We start from the raw sequence: 17,387 nt of genomic DNA, 5'->3' as shown, positions 1-17,387 counted from the left end.
GGTCCCGGGCCTTAGCCGAAGAACCATGAGGAAGAGCCACCTGACAGTGCGGCAGGGGGCAAGTCGATAGTCAGCGGGTGCCCTTGGGGTCCAGCGCGTCGCGCAGACCGTCTCCGAAGAGGTTGAAGGCCAGGACGGTGATGAAGATGGTGGCGCCCGGGAAGACCATGAACATCGGGTCGTGCTCGTAGGTCTGGAGTGCGTCGCGCAGCATGCCGCCCCAGGACGCGGTCGGGGGGCGTACACCGGCGCCGAGGAAGCTGAGGGCCGCCTCCGTCAGGATGTTGGTCGGGATCATGAGGGTGGCGTAGACCAGGATCGGCGCGACCAGGTTGGGCAGCAGCTCCTTGAACAGGATGTACCGGCTGCCGCCGCCCAGGCTGCGGGCCGCTTCCACGTACTCGCGCTCCCTGAGGCTCAGGGTCTGTCCGCGGACGATGCGGCCGACGTAGGGCCAGCCGAAGAAGCCGATGACGAGGACGAGGACGGCGACGCGCACGCCCGTGCCGGTCAGGCCCAGGAGGTCGTCGGGCAGGACGGAGACGAGGGAGATGATGAACAGCAGCTGCGGGAAGGACAGCAGCACGTCCATCACACGGCTGATCAGGGAGTCGACCCAGCCGCCGAAGTAGCCCGCCATGATGCCGAACAGGGTGCCGAGGACGACGGCGACCACGGCCGCGAGGAAGGCCACCAGCAGGGAGATCCGGGCGCCGTAGACGATCCGGCTGAAGACGTCACGCCCCTTGTTGGGTTCGACGCCGAACAGGTAGTCACCGCTCACCCCGCCCCAGGAACCCTGCGGGAGGTTGGTCAGCGGGTCGAGCTTCTCCTGGTGGAAGTCGTTCGGCGGGTGGCCCAGCAGCGACACGATGAGCGGGGCGAATACCGCGACCAGCACCAGGAGGAGCACGGTGACTCCGCCCGCGAGCGCCACCTTGTCCTGCTTGAGACGGTGCCAGGCGATCTGCTTGAGAGACCGGCCCTCGATCTTCCTGCCGCCACCCGTCTCCGGCGGTGCGGTCGGGGCCGCGTCCGCGGTCGTGTCGTGCAATGGCGCCGTCATCTGGCAGGGACCCCTCTCAACCGGCGGTGGCCGGCCCACACTTGCCGCTGGTAGCGGTCTCAATCAGTCCTCGTACAAAGGGGCGAACCCCTTGGAGGGGGAGTCTTCAACGCCTTCGTGACCAGTCGCCAGACTTGACGATGAATGGATGCGCAACCGTGATCCAGGCTGGGGTTTTCCGTTATACGGACACGGAGTGGCGCCCGTCGTACGCCGACCGGTCCGCGATGTGACGCAGGTCACTGCATACGGGGGGCATGACCGCTTTGCGGTGCCGATCGGCAACTGTCCGCCCGACAACCCGGGGCAATCCGCAGGCGATTGAAAGATATTTGCTACAGCCAACGCCGACACTTGAGCCTCACTTGAGGTTACGGAGATCCGGCCGGTCAATTCCCGTGGCAGCACAGGATGTTGAAGCACTACGTTCCCGGTGTCCGACACCGGACGCCCAAGACTTCTTCACATCATGTGCGGTTGCTCGGGCACATTCGAACGGGGAAACCATGGCTGCACGCAGGAAGCTCACCGCGAGCGGCGCGGCGCTCGCCACGCTGGCCGGCTCGCTGACCATCGTCGCGATCTCGGCGGGCACCGCCTCGGCCGGCTGCCAGCCCGAGGGGGACGACCTCAAGCCGAAGTACGTGGCCGGCGCGGCCAAGAAGTCCAAGATCAAGACCGGCCTGGCCAGCGCGGCGGTCCAGGGCCCCGGCCAGGCCCGGTACCACGACACCAAGTCGGCCGCCACCACCGTGCAGGGCTCCGCCGAGGCCAGAGCGGAGGTCGGCAAGTGGATCGCCAAGGCCGAGGTCAAGGCCGGCGTGAAGCTCACCAAGAAGTGGTCCCACACGGAGGAGTGGGAGTACGTCCTCTACATCGACCGGGGCAAGACGCAGCGCATCCGCATGTGGCACCTCGCCAAGAAGCAGACGATCACCAAGTACATCTGGGACGTCGCCAAGTGCTCCAAGACGAAGGTGAAGTGGAAGCACACGATGGTCACCCCCATGAAGGGCAACTCCAACAACGTGTGGCTGCGCGAGAACGCGTGACAGAGCACGCCTGAGAACGGGGCCCCGAACCGGTGCGGGGCCCCGACCGGCGTCCCGTCCGCATGGGGCGGCCGGTGCGGGACGGCCGGTGGCTCAGTAGCCGCCCGGCACGGGCGGGTAGCCGTATCCGGCCGCCGGCGCCTGCGGCTGGGGCTGCGGCGGGGCCGCGTGCGCGTCGCGGTCGTAGAACGGGCGGGCGTTGGCCCGCAGCCACATCACCACCGGGTCGTAGTCGTCGCTCATCGCGACCGTCGACACCGGCAGCCCCTCCGGTACCGCTCCGACGGACTGCTGCATCATCGCGCGCACCGAGTCGACCGCGGCGGGTGAGGTGTCGTACACGTCCAGGCCGATGGCGAGGTACGGCTCCCCGAGCGCCGGCTGCACCCAGGCGCGGCGCAGGGAGCGCAGGGCCGGGGTGCGGTGGGCGTTCTGCGCGAGCAGGGCGTAGAACTGCGGGATCTCGATGCCGGGTTCGCTCAGGCGCAGCGGTCCGGCGGGCTGGCGGTCCAGGCCGGTGGCGATGCGGCGCAGGTCCAGCCAGGGGATGCCGACGCCGCCGCCGGGGGCGTGCGGGTTCAGCCAGAGGCCGTAGTGGTCGGGGTAGAGGGTGCGGGCGACGTCCAGTCCGTCGACGACCTCGTAGGAACGGTTCCAGCCGCTGGCCGACAGCTCCTGCGCGGAGGTCACACAGGGGGCGTAGTGGCAGCCGTCCACCTCCATGTCCCCGTACTGGGCGTCCGGGGAGCCGGCCTGGCCGCGCCACAGCAGCATCCAGATCTGGCCGGAGGAGGGGGTGGCCAGGGCGCGCAGCAGGGCCTCGTAGGCGTCGTAGCGGCCGGGGGTGACCTGGCGCAGCATGTGCTCGACGCTGCCGCTGTGGCTCGCGCTCACCTGTGGTACCGGCCCTTCTGGGAGTTCCCCTCGTTTGAGGACAGCTTAAGCGTCCACCGGCTCGAGGCCTCATGTTCGTGCGCGGGTGCGGCCGCGGGCGGGTTCTCGCGCAGTTCCCCGCGCCCCCTGGGCCGGCTGTCCTCGCGTCGGCTTCCGGGTGACCGTGTGCGTCGGTTCTCTAGTGACCGTGCTGGTAGAAGGGGCGGACGTTGTTCTTGAGCCAGTCGGAGACCGGGTCCTGGGCCACGTCCATGAGGACCAGGTTGACCGGCCACCGCACCGGGACCCGGCCGAGGGCGCGGCCCAGCGCCTCCAGGGGCAGGGCGCGCAGGTCGCCCTCCCACTGGGAGAGTTCCACGCCCACGAACATCACCGGGTCCGCCGTCTCGATGGCGGCCAGGCAGCGGCGGGCGGTGACGACGACGCCGGTCCCGGCGAACTCGGCGGAGGCGGCGGAGAGGAAGTCCACCGGGTCCTCCTGCCAGTCCGGCTCGAAGAGACGCACGCGTCCGCCGGTGCCGGGGCCGTCGAGCGGGGTGCGGCCCGCGCGGCACAGCTCGGCCACCGCCTCCGGCGGCAGCGGGATGCCGACCACGCCACCGGGGTTGACGGCCATGCCCGCCTGCGGGGGCAGCCCCTGGGCGAACTCCACGGCGGGGGCGATGGTGTACGACATGTGCGAACCGGTCGCCTGGCGCAGCTGCTCCTCGGAGCTGAACACCGGCACGTAGGCCTGGCCGTCGATGTCCATCGCCGGGAGGTCCAGCGGGCCGCTGTTCGGGCCGCCGCCGTTGGGCAGCGGTATCCACAGGAAGCTGCGGGCGAGGACCTCGACGATCCGGCCGCCCGCGGAGGGCACGCCGAGGGAGGCCGAGAGCACCTCCTCCAGCTCGTTGCCGGGCCAGCCGCCGTGCGGGTGGGGGTGCGCCTGTGCCGGGAGGTCCGCGGGAATGTCCGCCGGGATGTCCATCTGCCTACCGCCTGCTGGTAACCACTGCTGTGAGGATGAAGGCTAGCGGGTGGCGGGGACGGCGCACCCGGGTGACATGGTCAGCCGGTGAAGCCGACGCGGTTCAGGGTGTCCGCCGCGGCCCGGTCGAGCAGGACCGCCGAGCCGCAGCCGGCGGGCAGCTCACCCCGCTCGACCTCGCCGAGCAGGCGGGCGGTCGTACGCCGGTGGCGGCGGAAGGCGTAGCGGGAGACGCCACGGCCGCGTTCGCGCTGGCCGTCGCGGGCGGTCTCCGGCGAGACGTCGAGCAGCAGCAGCCGCAGGGTGCCGCCGCGGCGCCGGGCCTCGCGGGCCAGCCAGGCCCGCACCCACGGCTGGCTGCCGCAGTCGTGCACGACGACGCCCTCCGCGGTGCGCAGCGCGCGGCGCAGTGCGGCGTAGTGGGCGAGGCGGACCAGGGGGCGGTAGAGCGCGTAGGGCACGCGGGCCGGTACCCGGGCGTCCCAGCGGTCGCGCGTGTCCTGCGAGTCGACGCGGCGCCCGCGGACCACGCGCCGCATCAGCGTGGACTTGCCGCTGCCGGGCAGACCGGTGACCGCCACGACGTCGCGCGGGTCGAAGTCCAGCTCGCGGGGGGTGCGGCCGGCGCGCTCGCGCAGATCGCGGACGACCGGGGCGGGACGGTCCCCGCGGCGTCCACGGGCCTGAGCGGCGTGCTGCTCCGGCACCGCGATGCCGGTGTGGGCGGCGTAGGCCGTGGTCCTGTCCACCGTGATGGTCCTCCCCTGTGGCTCCGTCGTCCCTGTGCCCGCTGTACGTAAAGAGAAGGTAATGAGAAAGGGTAGGCGGTTCGTGCGCGTACGGCCACAGGCCGGTTACAGATGCGGGCCCTGACGGGCGGGGGTACGGCGTGCAATGATGTGCCCGTTCAACTGCATACCGGCCGTTTGAATCCGCGCGGGAGAGTCCCCAGCTCACTGGGGCGCCGAAGGAGCAAGTCCCTCCCTTGAATCTCTCAGGCACCGTTACCGCGCGGGCGAGGCACATCTGAAAAGCGGGCCGCTGTGTCAGTGGCTCCACCCAAGGTGCAAGCCGTGACCACTCCTCGTGGGGATCATGGCGAACCTCTCAGGTTCCGATGACAGATGGGGAGGAACGTTCCTCGCCTGTCATACGTGCCCTGGGAGACGACCGACCGATGAGCAGTACCGAACCCCTGCGCCACACCGCGCTCGACGCCGTGCATCGCTCGCTCGGCGCGACGATGACCGACTTCGCCGGCTGGGACATGCCGCTGCGTTACGGCTCCGAGCGTGACGAGCACCTCGCGGTGCGCACCAAGGCGGGCCTGTTCGACCTCTCCCACATGGGCGAGATCACCGTCACCGGCCCCGGTGCGGCCGCCCTGCTGAACTACGCCCTGGTCGGCAACATCGCCTCCGTCGGCGTCGGCCGCGCCCGCTACACCATGATCTGCCAGGCCGACGGCGGCATCCTGGACGACCTGATCGTCTACCGGCTCGCCGAGACGGAGTACATGGTCGTCGCCAACGCCTCCAACGCCCAGGTGGTGCTGGACGCGCTGACCGAGCGTGCCGCGGGCTTCGACGCCGAGGTGCGGGACGACCGGGACGCCTACGCGCTGATCGCGGTCCAGGGGCCCGAGTCCCCCGGCATCCTGAAGTCGCTCACCGACGCCGACCTGGACGGCCTGAAGTACTACGCGGGCCTGCCCGGCACGGTCGCCGGCGTCCCCGCGCTGATCGCGCGCACCGGCTACACCGGCGAGGACGGCTTCGAGCTGTTCGTGCGGCCGGAGCACGCCGTGGAGCTGTGGCAGGCGCTGACCAAGGCGGGCGAGGGCGCCGGCCTGGTGCCGTGCGGCCTGTCCTGCCGGGACACCCTGCGCCTGGAGGCGGGCATGCCGCTGTACGGGCACGAGCTGACCACCTCCCTGACCCCCTTCGACGCCGGGCTCGGCCGGGTGGTGAAGTTCGAGAAGGAGGGCGACTTCGTGGGGCGCGAGGCGCTCACCGAGGCCGCCGCACGGGCCGAGCAGAACCCGCCGCGCGTGCTCGTCGGCCTGGTCGCCGAGGGCCGCCGGGTGCCGCGTGCCGGGTACGCCGTCGTCGCGGGCGGCGCGGTGATCGGCGAGGTCACCTCGGGCGCCCCCTCCCCCACCCTGGGCAAGCCGATCGCCATGGCGTACGTCGACGCCGCGCACGCGGCGCCGGGCGCCGAGGGTGTCGGCGTGGACGTCCGGGGCAGTCACGAGCCGTACGAGGTCGTGGCGCTGCCGTTCTACCGGCGCCAGAAGTAGACACTGGGCGCGGTCCGCCCACGGAGCGTGACCCTGCGCACATCGCCGCTGCTCATCAGCGGTTCCGCAGTCCCCCCTTCATCAGCACTCCCGCGCGTACAGGAGAATTCAGGCCATGAGCAACCCCCAGCAGCTGCGCTACAGCAAGGAGCACGAGTGGCTGTCGGTCGCCGAGGACGGCGTCTCGACGGTCGGCATCACCGAGTTCGCGGCCAACGCGCTCGGCGATGTGGTCTACGCCCAGCTCCCCGAGGTCGGCACGACCGTGGAGGCGGGTGAGACCTGCGGTGAGCTGGAGTCCACCAAGTCGGTCTCCGACCTGTACTCCCCGGTGTCCGGTGAGGTCACCGAGATCAACGAGGACGTCGTCAGCGACCCGTCCCTGGTGAACTCCGCGCCCTTCGAGGGCGGCTGGCTGTTCAAGGTGCGCGTGACGGAGGAGCCGGCCGACCTGCTCTCCGCCGACGAGTACGCCGCCCACACCGCCGGCTGAGGAGTCGTAGCCGTATGACTGTCCTGAACACGTCCCTGCACGAGCTGGACCCGGAGATCGCCGCCGCGGTCGACGCCGAGCTGCACCGCCAGCAGTCGACCCTGGAGATGATCGCCTCCGAGAACTTCGCGCCGCTCGCGGTGATGGAGGCCCAGGGCTCGGTGCTGACCAACAAGTACGCCGAGGGCTACCCCGGCCGCCGCTACTACGGCGGCTGCGAGCACGTCGACGTCGCCGAGCAGATCGCCATCGACCGGATCAAGGAGCTGTTCGGCGCCGAGTACGCCAACGTCCAGCCCCACTCCGGCGCCTCCGCGAACCAGGCGGCCCTGTTCGCCCTCGCCCGGCCCGGGGACACCATCCTCGGACTGGACCTGGCGCACGGCGGCCACCTGACCCACGGGATGCGGCTGAACTTCTCGGGCAAGCAGTTCGACGTGGTCGCGTACCACGTGGACGAGGCCGGCCTGGTCGACATGGCCGAGGTCGAGCGGCTCGCCAAGGAGCACCGCCCGAAGGTGATCATCGCCGGCTGGTCGGCGTACCCGCGGCAGCTGGACTTCGCCGAGTTCCGGCGGATCGCCGACGAGGTCGAGGCCTACCTGTGGGTCGACATGGCGCACTTCGCGGGCCTGGTCGCGGCGGGCCTGCACCCGAACCCGGTCGAGTACGCGGACGTGGTCACCTCCACGACCCACAAGACGCTCGGCGGCCCGCGCGGCGGCATCATCCTCGCGAAGAAGGAGTTCGCGAAGAAGCTGAACTCGTCCGTCTTCCCGGGCTTCCAGGGCGGTCCCCTGGAGCACGTGATCGCGGCCAAGGCGGTGTCCTTCAAGGTCGCCGCCTCGGAGGAGTTCAAGGAGCGCCAGCGCCGTACGGTGGAGGGTGCGCGCATCCTCGCCGAGCGGCTGACGGCGGCCGACGCCCGCGAGGCCGGGGTCGACGTGCTGTCCGGCGGCACGGACGTGCACCTGATCCTGGTCGACCTGCGTGAGTCCGAGCTGGACGGGCAGCAGGCCGAGGACCGGCTCCACGAGGTCGGCATCACGGTGAACCGCAACGCCGTCCCGAACGACCCGCGTCCCCCGATGGTCACCTCGGGTCTGCGTATCGGTACGCCGGCCCTGGCGACCCGCGGCTTCACCGCCGAGGACTTCGCCGAGGTCGCGGACGTGATCGCCGAGGCCCTGAAGCCGTCCTGCGACGTCGAGGGTCTCAAGGCCCGGGTGAAGGCCCTGGCCGACAAGCACCCGCTGTACCCGGGTCTGAACAGTTAAGTCCGTTTCACCGGGCGCCGCGCACACTGGAACGTGTGCGCGGCGCCCGCCCACCGCTTCACCCCGTCTTGAGGAGTTCCCGTGGCCATCTCGGTCTTCGACCTGTTCTCGATCGGCATCGGCCCGTCCAGCTCCCACACGGTCGGCCCGATGCGCGCGGCGCGCATGTTCGCCCGCCGCCTGCGCAACGAGGAGCTCCTCGGCTCCGTGGCGTCCCTGCGCTGCGAGCTGTACGGCTCGCTCGGCGCGACCGGCCACGGCCACGGCACCCCGAAGGCGGTCCTGCTCGGCCTGGAAGGCGCCTCGCCGCGCACGGTGGACGTCGAGACGGCCGACGAGCGGGTGGACGCGATCAAGGAGACGGGTCGCCTGAACGTGCTCGGCGACCACGAGATCGCCTTCTCCTTCGACGACGACCTGGTCCTGCACCGCCGCAAGGCCCTGCCGTACCACGCCAACGGCATGACCATATGGGCGTACGACGCCGAGGGCGGCGAGCTGCTCTCCAAGACGTACTACTCGGTCGGCGGCGGCTTCGTCGTGGACGAGGACGCGGTGGGCGCGGACCGCATCGTGCTCGACGACACGGTCCTGAAGTACCCCTTCCGCACGGGCGACGAGCTGCTGCGCCTGACGCGGGAGACGGGCCTGTCGATCTCCTCCCTGATGCTGGAGAACGAGCGGGCCTGGCGCACCGAGGAGGAGATCCGGGCGGGCCTGCTGGAGATCTGGCGGGTCATGCGCGAGTGCGTCCAGCGGGGCATGTCCCGCGAGGGCATCCTGCCGGGCGGCCTGAAGGTGCGCCGCCGCGCGGCCGTCTCGGCCCGCCAGCTGCGCGCCGAGGGCGACCCGCTGGCGCACGCCATGGAGTGGATCACGCTCTACGCGATGGCGGTGAACGAGGAGAACGCGGCCGGCGGCCGGGTCGTCACCGCCCCCACCAACGGCGCGGCCGGCATCATCCCCGCGGTTCTGCACTACTACATCAACTTCGTGCCGGGCGCCGACGAGGACGGTGTCGTCCGCTTCCTCCTCGCCGCGGGCGCGATCGGCATGCTGTTCAAGGAGAACGCCTCCATCTCCGGCGCCGAGGTCGGCTGCCAGGGCGAGGTCGGCTCCGCCTGCTCCATGGCCGCCGGTGCCCTCGCGGAGGTCCTGGGCGGCTCCCCGGAGCAGGTCGAGAACGCGGCCGAGATCGGCATGGAGCACAACCTCGGCCTCACCTGCGACCCGGTCGGCGGCCTGGTGCAGATCCCCTGCATCGAGCGCAACGGCATGGCCGCGGTGAAGGCGGTCACCGCGGCGAAGATGGCGATGCGCGGCGACGGCTCGCACAAGGTGTCCCTGGACAAGGTCATCAAGACCATGAAGGACACGGGCGCGGACATGTCGGTGAAGTACAAGGAGACGGCCCGGGGCGGGCTGGCGGTGAACATCATCGAGTGCTGAGCCCCGGGCCGTCCGACCTGTGTCGTGCTGCGCGTGCGGTCAGCCGGTCGTCAGGGTGACGTCGTCGACGACGAAGCTGGTCTGGAGGCTGGAGTCCTCGGTGCCGGTGAAGGTCAGCGTGATCTGCTGGCCGGTGTACTGGCTCAGGTCCAGGGTGCGTTCGGTGTAGCCGGCGGCCGCGTTCGCGTTGGAGTACGTCTGCTTCACGCTCCCGTTGACCTTGACCTGGAAGGTGTCGTACGCCGTCGAGCCCGACTCGCCGGTGTCGATGTGCAGCCAGTACTTCAGCGTCGCCCTGGTGCAGCCGGCCGGGACGGTCACCGTCTGGGTCACCGTGTCGGTGGCCGAGTAGCCGTAGCCCGCCAGCCACGCGTACCGGGTGCCGGAGTGCGCGGACTGGCCGCTGAACGCACCGATCGCGCCCGTGCTGCCCGTCCACGGCGACGTACCGCTCTCGAAGCCGCCGTTGGAGACGACCTGCGAGGCCGTGCAGCCGCCCGCGCCCTTGACGGTCAGCGTGTACTGCGCCGTGTGCGTGGTGGAGCCGGTGCCGGTGATCGTGAGGTTGTAGGTGCCGGGCGCCACGGAGGAGCCGGCGGAGATCGTCGCCGTGGAGGAGCCCCCGGAGGTCACGGAGGCGGGGCTGAAGGAGACCGTGACGCCCGACGGGGCGCCCGAGGCGGAGAGGTTCACCGTCTGGGCGGAGCCGTTGGTGGTGGCCGTGGAGACGGTGGTGGTCAGGGAGGTCCCCGGGTCGGCGCTGCCCGTGGCGGGGCTCGCCGAGAGGGAGAAGTCGTCGGCCGGCACGGTGGCCGAGACGGCCTGCGTCCACAGCGTGTAGGCGACGCCGTCGGCGCTGCGGTTCAGCCCGGTGGCGTTGATGTTGGCGGTGGTGTCGCAGGAGGAGTGGTAGCAGCCGTCGTACGCGGCGTTCGCCGTGCCGCCCCACTTGGCCGCCTGCGCCGACGTCTTGCGGGCGCTCGCGCCCATCGCGTAGCCGGAGGTGGGGATGCCGTAGTTCTCGAAGGAGTAGTCGTCGGAGCGGCCCGCGCCCTCGGTGTTCTCCTCGGGCTGGAGGCCCAGCGAGTCCCAGTACGCCTTCATCGGCGTGGCCGCGGCGGAGGTGATGTGGTTGATGAAGTAGCCGCCGTTGGGCGAGGCGACCATGTCGAAGTTGTAGTACGCCTTGATCGCCGAACGCTGGGCGGAGGTGAGCGAACGGACGTAGAAGTCCGAGCCGTTGAGGCCCGCCTCCTCGTCCGTCCACCAGCCGAAGCGGACCCGCGCCGCCATCGACGGGTTGGTCTCGGCGAGTTTCAGCGCGACCTCCAGGAGGGTGGCGCTGCCGGAGCCGTTGTCGTTGATGCCGGGTCCGGCGGAGACGCTGTCGAGGTGTGAGCCGAACATGTACACCTTCGACGCGTCGCCGTGCGGCCACTCGGCGATCAGGTTCGGTCCCGCGCCGCTGGTGCAGCCGGAGGTGCAGGCCTGCTCGGTGACCGTGTAACCGGCCGCCTGGAGCTTGCCCTTCACGTACGCGACCGAGTCGCGGTAGCCCTGTGTGGTCGATCTGCGGTTGCCGCCGTTGCGGGTGGCTATGGCGTTCAGTTCGCTCAGGTGGGCCTGCACCTTGGTGACGTCGATGTCGGGTGCGGCGGCGGTCAGCGGGGCGGGGGCCGAGAGCGTCGCGGTGGGCTTGCCCTCGCCGGCCGGCTGGGCGCTCGCGGGCAGCGCCGCGAGGCCGCCCACGGCCGCGGCCAGGGAGAGGCCGGTCAGGGAGATTCTGCGAAGCACCGTGTCTCCTTGTGGGGTGAGAGGAAACGGGACGCGGGGCGTGGTGGTGCGCCGCCTCCCGGTCGATGCGCTGTCACCGCCGGCGCGCCGGCGATGGTGGACCTTCTTGGCACCGTGGCTCCTGTGGGGGTGGGGATCCCGGTGTGCGGTTCCACGGCGCTGCGTTAATCATGCGCATGCCAACAACGAGTCAAGCCTTGTCGCGTGGAACCGGCCGGATCAGCAGGGTTCGCGCCCGATCCCCCGACAGCTCCCGGCACGTCGTGGGTTCGGGGAGGCGTACCGGGACCAAGGGGAATCGGGCGGGCGGCGACGAGGCTAGCGGCAGGACGGCTCGTCCGCTCCTGTCCGAATTCGGCACGTCCGCTTCTGGTCAGTCGGCCGGTGGCCCCGTCCGGCCGGAGCCGCATCCCTGGCCTCCCCCGGGAGGGGCCCGTATGGTGCGCGCATGCATTCGGCGCAGAACCCGCCGCACGACCGCCGGCCGACGGCCTCCGAGGCGAAGCGGGCCTACCTGGCCATGGTCGAGCGGATCACGGTGTCGGGTGTGCGGGACGCCGCCGCCGAACGGGAGGAACTCCGGCGCATACCGGAGGAACTGGCGCGCTGGCTGGCGGACCACCGGCTCCTGGACCCGGGCGGCGAGCGGCTCAGCCCCCCGGAACGGGCCCTGAGGCACATCGTCGCGGAGCACGGGCGCCGCCTGCAGGAGACGGTCGAGGGGCTCGGCCGGGACGCCCAGGCCCTGGAGGACGTCCTGTCCGTGCTGACGGCCCCGCGCGCCGACGCGCGGGAGGCCGTGGAGATCGAGTACTTCACGGACCGCTCGCGCACCCGGCGGCGGCTGGAGGAACTGGACTCCTCCGGCATGGAGGAGTTCCTGGTGATGCGCAACGGCTTCCCCGGCGCGCAGGTCCTGGAGGCCAGCCTCACCGGCGACCTGGAGATGCTGACGGACGGGGTCCGGATGCGCATGCTGACGTCCCAGCAGGCCGTGCGGTCACACGTGGCGGCCCGCTACCTGAACGCGCTGATCGACGCCGGGGTCGAGGTGCGGGTCGCCCCGACGGTGCCGCTGCACATGAACATCCTGGACCGGGCGATCGTCGTCATCGGGGCGGGGCCGGGACCGCGGGGAGAGGGCGGCGACGTCATCCTGCACAGCACGCCCGTCGCCCAGTGCTTCTTCAAGGTCTTCACCCACGCCTGGGACCTCGCGCGGCCGCACGGCGGGCACCGGCCCGGACGCGGGCGCGCCGGAGGCGAACTGTCCGCGCAGGAACGTGAGGTGCTGGCACTGCTGGCCACCGGGGCCAAGGACGAGACCATCGCACGCCGGCTCGCCTGCTCCGACCGCACACTGCGCCGTCTGATGAACCAGATCATGGAGAAGCTCGGCGCCTCCAGCCGGTTCGAGGCAGGCGTGGCCGCCGCCCACCTCGGCCTGGTGAGCTGAGCCGGAGCCCGCCGCTCCCCCGCCCACGCGGTCGGGGATGATGTTCCTCCAGGGGCTACCGTGCGGTAATCACACGCCCCTACGCTTCCGCCAACTCGTCCGAAGCGAAGGGAAGTTGGCGGATGCGTGGAGTGAGACGGCTCGCGGTGCTCGCGGGCGCCGCCGCCCTGCTGGCGGTGGTACCGGGCAACGCGCACGCGGCGGAGCCGAAGTTCTCCGAGACCACGGCCATCGGGACGCACAACGCGTACGAGAAGGCCAAGTACACGTACTTCGCCCAGGCGCTGGACTCGGGCGCCTCGCTGCTGGAGCTGGACGTGTACGTGGACAGCCTGACCCACAGGTGGCGGGTCAGCCACAGCAACCCGCTCGGCAACGACAACAACTGCGAGGCCGCGAAGACCCCGGGCGAGCTGTACGGCAAGAGCCGCAACCAGGACCTCGGCAGCTGCCTGGACAACATCGCGGCCTGGAACCAGCTCCACCCCGATCACCCGCCGATCGTCTTCAAGGTGGAGATGAAGATGGGCTTCAACGACCGGGCGGGCCTCGGGCCGGACGAGTTCGACACCCTGGTCGCGCGGAAGCTGGGCAACAGCGTGTACAAGCCGGCCGACCTGCTGGGCGGGACGCACTCCTCCCTCGACGCCGCGGCGAGGGCGAACGCGTGGCCCACCCGGGACTCCATGAGGGGCAAGTTCCTCTTCGAGCTGATCCCCGGCACGGTGGAGCAGTCCAACCCGTTCGACAGCTACTGGACGGACGAGGAGTACGGGGACCATCTGCGGGACCTGTACGCGGCGGGGCGGATCGGCGAGGCGCGGGCCTTCCCCGCCGTGCTCGGCGCCGGGAACGGCGATCCGCGCACCAGCCGCTACGACGCCTCGATCCGGCCCTGGTTCGTCTTCTTCGACGGGGACGCGGCGACGTACGTGAACAACGGCTACGACACGTCGTTCTACTCCGCGAACCACTACATCCTGATCGCCACGGGCGCCGACGGGGTGTCCCCGGCGATCTCCTCGACCAACCCCACGGACGCCGAGGTGGCCGCACGCCTGTCCCTGCTGGCCGGGAAGCACGCGAGTCTCATCACCTCGGACTGGGCGGCGAAGCCGGCGTCCGTGCTGGGTTCGGTGATCGCCCGGGGCTGAGTCCAGGAATCCTGGCCATCGAGGGATCATCCGGGCCAAGGTGGGGCATACACCAGGCAACTCCATTCCCCACAACGGCACTTCCTGGAGTCCCCCCATGCTCCACGGCATCGACGTCAGCGCGTTCCAGTCCTCGTCCTACGACACGGACGGCCTCTCCTTCGTCTTCATCAAGGCGACGGAGGGCCGTTCGTACGTCAATCCCCGGCTGACCGCCCAGACGAAGACCGGCCGCGATGCCGGCCTGGTCGTCGGCTTCTACCATTTCCTGTGGCCCGGCAACCTCACGGCCCAGGCCGAGTACTTCCTCCGTCACGCCCCGGACCGCCCCGGCGACATCCTCGCCGTCGACTGGGAGACGACCGGCGACGGCACCCGCGCGAGCAACGCGGAGAAGGACCGCTTCATCCGCAAGCTCAAGGAACTGCGGCCGCACAACCGGGTCGTCCTGTACTGCAACCGCAGCTTCTGGCTGACCGTGGACACCACGTCCTACGCCGGCGACGGCCTGTGGATAGCCGACTACGTGCGTGCCGGTCACCCCCGCATCAAGGCCAAGTGGCGCTTCCACCAGTACAGCAGCGAGCCCCATGACAAGGACGTGGCCGCCTTCGCCGACAAGGCGGTACTGCGGAAGTGGGCCACGCCCCGCTGACGCCCGGATCTTCTCGACCAGGGTCTTTCTTCCGGATCAGGCCGGCTCCGGTCGACGGCACGTTCCGGCCGACCCGAGAGAGAGGCCCTAACCGCGGAAGGCCGCCGGCCGCTCCGGGGAGGCCTCGGCGAGGGCCTGCCGCACGGCGTCGACGCCTGCCTGCAGGCCGTAGACCGGGGTGTCCGGCTGCTGGCGCCAGGAGTCGTCGATGCCGCCCGCGTCGACCGTGTCGAAGCCCAGTTCGTCGATGAGGTCGCGTACGACCCGCTTGGCGGCCTCGTCGTCACCGGCGACCGGCAGGGCCATGCGCTCCGGGTCGCCGGCCGGGCGGGGCCGGTCCAGGATGTCCTGGGCGTAGGTGCCGTTGAACGCCTTGACCACGGGGTGCCCGAGGTGCCGCTCGGTCCAGCGGCTCTCGGTCAGGCCCTCGTCCTCGATCCCGGCGATCCGGCCGTCGCGCTGCTGCGGGTAGTAGTTGCCGGTGTCGATCACGGCCACGTCCGCGGCGGCGCCCTCCAGCAGGCCGGCGGGGAGGTCGGGGACCGCCTTCAGGGGGACGGTGACCACGACGACCCGGGCGTCCTTCGCGGCCTCCTCCGCCCGTACGGCCGTCGCGCCGGTCTCCTCGGCCAGCGCCTTGAGGGTTTCCGGGCCCCTGGAGTTGGCCACGGACACGTCGTGCCCGAGCGCGGTGAGGCGCCGGGTCAGGTTGCCGCCGATGTTGCCCGCGCCGATGATGCCGATCTTCATGTCACGCCCTCCATATCAATGCATGCGCATACTTCCGACGCGGGCGACAACCCGACCGCGCCCCGGGCTATTCCGGCGGGTACGCCGAACGGGTGCCCTTCCGGCGGCGGCGAGCGCACCGGTAACGTCCGTCCGGTGACCTCGACACCCGAATCCCGCACACGAGGAGACGCGCCGGACGGCACCGCGGAGCCCGGCGCCGGCCCGGTGACCGAGGTGCTGCGGGCGCGGGACGTCGATCTCGTCCGCGACGGGCGGCCCATCCTCCAGGAGGTGTCCCTGACAGTGCGGGCCGGTGAGCACTGGGCACTGCTCGGCGCGAACGGCGCCGGCAAGTCCACCCTGCTCGGGCTGCTCGGGGCCGTCGTCCATCCGACCCGGGGCTCGGTGGAGGTGCTCGGGCGCCGGCTGGGCAGGGTGGACCTGCGGGAGCTGCGGGCGCACGTGGGGCACGTCAACCCGCGCCACCCGCTGACCTCCGCGCTGCGGGTGCGGGACGTGGTGCTCACCGGGGTGACGAACTCCGTCGAGCCGGTTCCGCGGTGGCGGCCGTCCCCCGGACAGCTGGAGCGGGCCGACGCGCTGATGGCCACGCTGGGACTGGCCGCGCTCCGGGACGCGCGCTGGCCCACGCTCTCGCACGGGCAGCGCGGCCGGACGCTGATCGCCCGGGCGCTGATGCCCGAGCCGCGGCTGCTGCTGCTCGACGAGCCCGCCACGGGCCTGGACCTGCCGGGCCGGGAGCGGCTGATCGAGGCGCTGGAGGAGTTGCGCTCGGCGCATCCCGAACTGGCGACGGTGCTGGTCACCCATCACCTGGAGGAGCTGCCGGCGGGCACCACGCACGCCGTGCTGCTGCGCGACGGACGAGTACTGGCCTCGGGGCCGGTCGACTCGGTGCTCACCGGCGACCAGGTCGGCAAGTGCTTCGACCTGCCGCTGACGCTGGAGCGGCACGGGGGCCGCTGGAGCGTGCGGATCCGCCGGCCGGGGTGACGGCACGACGGAGGGGGCGCCGCTCCGCGCTTCGCGCGGGACGGACGCCCCCTCGCGGGTACGTCACTTGCTCAGGTAGGCCCAGAACTCGTCGAACGACAGGACCTTGTCGCCGTTGAGGTCACGGGTGCGGATGACGGCCTCCGCCACCGCGTCGGTGACGTTCCAGTCACCCCCCTGGGCGAGGGCGGACTTGAACTCCGCTGCGGTGATGAATCCGTCACCGTCCGCGTCGATCCGCTGGAACTGCTTGCGTGCTTCCTCGATGTCCGCCACCGATCCGCCCCTTTTGCTCGTGTTTCTCATGCCGTGCTGGCGTACTGACGCTGGTCAGATTAACGGCCCCGGCGGGCACGGAACGCCGCGCCCACCCGGGCCGGCGTCCCCGCCACCGGTCACGTCTGCGAGTCTGGACCCCGAAGTGGGCGCGAATCCGGGGAGTGTGGGCGTGGAGACCTTGCGGGACATCCTCGAAGCGGCGGCGCACGGCGTCTTCCCGCCGGCGGACGGCGCCACGACCGTGGTGGCGCAGCACTCGCCCCGGGACGCCGGGGTGCTGTCGTTCACCGCCCACTCGGTGATCTTCACGGACGAGGACCCGCGGTGGGTGCGCGAGGCCCTGGCCGCCGTGGACTGCGACCCGCTCGCCGCGGCGCTGAACCCCGCCTTCCTCGCCGCCTTCATGGCACGGACGGGACGGCGGACCGAGACCGTCGACGCCCTGCTGGCCGGCTCCCCCCTGCCCGGCGGGCCGCCGCTCGCCCTGACGGAGATCGAGGACGCCGGCCATCCCCGCATCGTCTACGCCCGCGGGCGGCGCGACGACGTGCGCGTCTGGACGGCGGACGGCGGTGTGCTGGTCGTGGGGCGCGGGGTCGGCGGCCGGCTGGAGGTGTCGGTCGAGGTGGACGAGACGGCACGGCACCGGGGCCTGGGCCGGCTGCTGGTGACCGCCGCCCGGCACCTGGTCACGGAGCCGCTGTGGGCGCAGGTCGCGCCGGGGAACGCCCGTAGCGTGCGGGCGTTCCAGGCGGCCGGTTACCGCGCGGTGGGCGCGGAGGCGCTGCTGCTGGCCCCCTGAC

At 71.3% G+C, this 17,387-nt stretch carries 17 protein-coding genes and 2 riboswitches; of the genes, 10 read left to right on the top strand and 7 right to left on the bottom strand.

The genetic code is table 11. From position 1 onward, the window contains the following. Positions 1-70: 70 nt before the first annotated feature. Positions 71-1,066, bottom strand: coding sequence for an ABC transporter permease (locus IE177_RS29385; RefSeq protein ID WP_190018503.1), 996 nt, complete (start codon positions 1,064-1,066; stop codon positions 71-73). Between the two features lie 506 nt (positions 1,067-1,572). On the opposite strand from IE177_RS29385, the gene IE177_RS29380 reads away from it, so the two are divergent. Continuing rightward, positions 1,573-2,118: a hypothetical protein gene (locus tag IE177_RS29380; RefSeq protein ID WP_190018502.1), complete on the top strand. Its 546-nt coding sequence runs from the start codon at positions 1,573-1,575 to the stop codon at positions 2,116-2,118. Positions 2,119-2,211: 93 nt separating this feature from the next. Here the strand turns inward: IE177_RS29380 and IE177_RS29375 are convergent, their stop codons facing one another. The 3 genes from IE177_RS29375 to IE177_RS29365 all read right to left on the bottom strand — a co-directional run bounded on the left by IE177_RS29375 (position 2,212) and on the right by IE177_RS29365 (position 4,731). Beyond that, positions 2,212-2,979, bottom strand: a complete 768-nt coding sequence (locus IE177_RS29375; RefSeq protein WP_373305203.1) for an enhanced serine sensitivity protein SseB C-terminal domain-containing protein — start codon at positions 2,977-2,979, stop codon at positions 2,212-2,214. Positions 2,980-3,190: 211 nt separating this feature from the next. Then, a complete protein-coding gene (locus tag IE177_RS29370; RefSeq protein WP_190018500.1) occupies positions 3,191-3,982 on the bottom strand; it encodes an enhanced serine sensitivity protein SseB in 792 nt (263 codons plus the stop codon). Between the two features lie 80 nt (positions 3,983-4,062). Then, positions 4,063-4,731 (bottom strand): AAA family ATPase, encoded by a 669-nt coding sequence (locus IE177_RS29365; RefSeq protein ID WP_190018499.1) that lies wholly within the window; start codon positions 4,729-4,731, stop codon positions 4,063-4,065. Between the two features lie 178 nt (positions 4,732-4,909). Beyond that, a riboswitch (glycine riboswitch) is annotated at positions 4,910-5,002 on the top strand. After that, positions 5,003-5,116, top strand: a riboswitch (glycine riboswitch). Positions 5,117-5,159: 43 nt separating this feature from the next. Between IE177_RS29365 and gcvT the strand changes: the two genes are divergently transcribed. From gcvT to IE177_RS29345, 4 genes are all read left to right on the top strand, one after another. After that, the gene (gcvT, locus tag IE177_RS29360; protein ID WP_190018498.1) at positions 5,160-6,281 is read left to right on the top strand and encodes a glycine cleavage system aminomethyltransferase GcvT; all 1,122 of its coding nucleotides are present in this window, start codon (positions 5,160-5,162) and stop codon (positions 6,279-6,281) included. Positions 6,282-6,396: 115 nt separating this feature from the next. Continuing rightward, a complete protein-coding gene (gene gcvH / locus IE177_RS29355; RefSeq protein WP_190018497.1) occupies positions 6,397-6,774 on the top strand; it encodes a glycine cleavage system protein GcvH in 378 nt (125 codons plus the stop codon). 14 nt (positions 6,775-6,788) lie between these two features. Continuing rightward, complete coding sequence (gene glyA, locus IE177_RS29350) at positions 6,789-8,051, top strand: serine hydroxymethyltransferase (RefSeq protein ID WP_229816330.1); 1,263 nt, start codon at positions 6,789-6,791, stop codon at positions 8,049-8,051. An 81-nt stretch (positions 8,052-8,132) separates the two neighbouring features. Beyond that, entirely contained in the window at positions 8,133-9,500 is a 1,368-nt protein-coding gene (locus IE177_RS29345) for an L-serine ammonia-lyase (RefSeq protein WP_190018496.1), read from the top strand. A 39-nt stretch (positions 9,501-9,539) separates the two neighbouring features. On the opposite strand, the gene IE177_RS29340 is transcribed toward IE177_RS29345, so the two are convergent. Beyond that, the gene (locus IE177_RS29340) at positions 9,540-11,294 is read right to left on the bottom strand and encodes a M28 family metallopeptidase (protein WP_229816329.1); all 1,755 of its coding nucleotides are present in this window, start codon (positions 11,292-11,294) and stop codon (positions 9,540-9,542) included. A 448-nt stretch (positions 11,295-11,742) separates the two neighbouring features. Between IE177_RS29340 and IE177_RS29335 the strand changes: the two genes are divergently transcribed. The 3 genes from IE177_RS29335 (at position 11,743) to IE177_RS29325 (ending at position 14,559) form a co-directional block, all read left to right on the top strand. Next, a complete protein-coding gene (locus tag IE177_RS29335; RefSeq protein ID WP_190018495.1) occupies positions 11,743-12,750 on the top strand; it encodes a helix-turn-helix transcriptional regulator in 1,008 nt (335 codons plus the stop codon). 122 nt (positions 12,751-12,872) lie between these two features. After that, positions 12,873-13,904 (top strand): phosphatidylinositol-specific phospholipase C domain-containing protein, encoded by a 1,032-nt coding sequence (locus IE177_RS29330; protein WP_190018494.1) that lies wholly within the window; start codon positions 12,873-12,875, stop codon positions 13,902-13,904. A gap of 97 nt (positions 13,905-14,001) precedes the next feature. Beyond that, positions 14,002-14,559: a glycoside hydrolase family 25 protein gene (locus IE177_RS29325; RefSeq protein ID WP_190018493.1), complete on the top strand. Its 558-nt coding sequence runs from the start codon at positions 14,002-14,004 to the stop codon at positions 14,557-14,559. Between the two features lie 87 nt (positions 14,560-14,646). On the opposite strand, the gene IE177_RS29320 is transcribed toward IE177_RS29325, so the two are convergent. Continuing rightward, entirely contained in the window at positions 14,647-15,309 is a 663-nt protein-coding gene (locus IE177_RS29320) for an NADPH-dependent F420 reductase (RefSeq protein ID WP_190018492.1), read from the bottom strand. Positions 15,310-15,516: 207 nt separating this feature from the next. Between IE177_RS29320 and IE177_RS29315 the strand changes: the two genes are divergently transcribed. After that, entirely contained in the window at positions 15,517-16,305 is a 789-nt protein-coding gene (locus IE177_RS29315; RefSeq protein ID WP_190018579.1) for an ABC transporter ATP-binding protein, read from the top strand. 63 nt (positions 16,306-16,368) lie between these two features. Here IE177_RS29315 and IE177_RS29310 read toward each other — a convergent pair whose 3' ends face one another. Further along, positions 16,369-16,581: an EF-hand domain-containing protein gene (locus tag IE177_RS29310; protein WP_190018578.1), complete on the bottom strand. Its 213-nt coding sequence runs from the start codon at positions 16,579-16,581 to the stop codon at positions 16,369-16,371. 172 nt (positions 16,582-16,753) lie between these two features. On the opposite strand from IE177_RS29310, the gene IE177_RS29305 reads away from it, so the two are divergent. Continuing rightward, the gene (locus tag IE177_RS29305; RefSeq protein ID WP_190018491.1) at positions 16,754-17,386 is read left to right on the top strand and encodes a GNAT family N-acetyltransferase; all 633 of its coding nucleotides are present in this window, start codon (positions 16,754-16,756) and stop codon (positions 17,384-17,386) included. Position 17,387: the final 1 nt, after the last annotated feature.

Source organism: Streptomyces lucensis JCM 4490, assembly GCF_014650035.1.
GTDB classification, from domain to species: Bacteria; Actinomycetota; Actinomycetes; order Streptomycetales; family Streptomycetaceae; genus Streptomyces; species Streptomyces lucensis.
The sequence above is the reverse complement of the archived record's forward strand: the minus strand, read 5'-3'. Positions and strand labels throughout refer to the sequence as shown.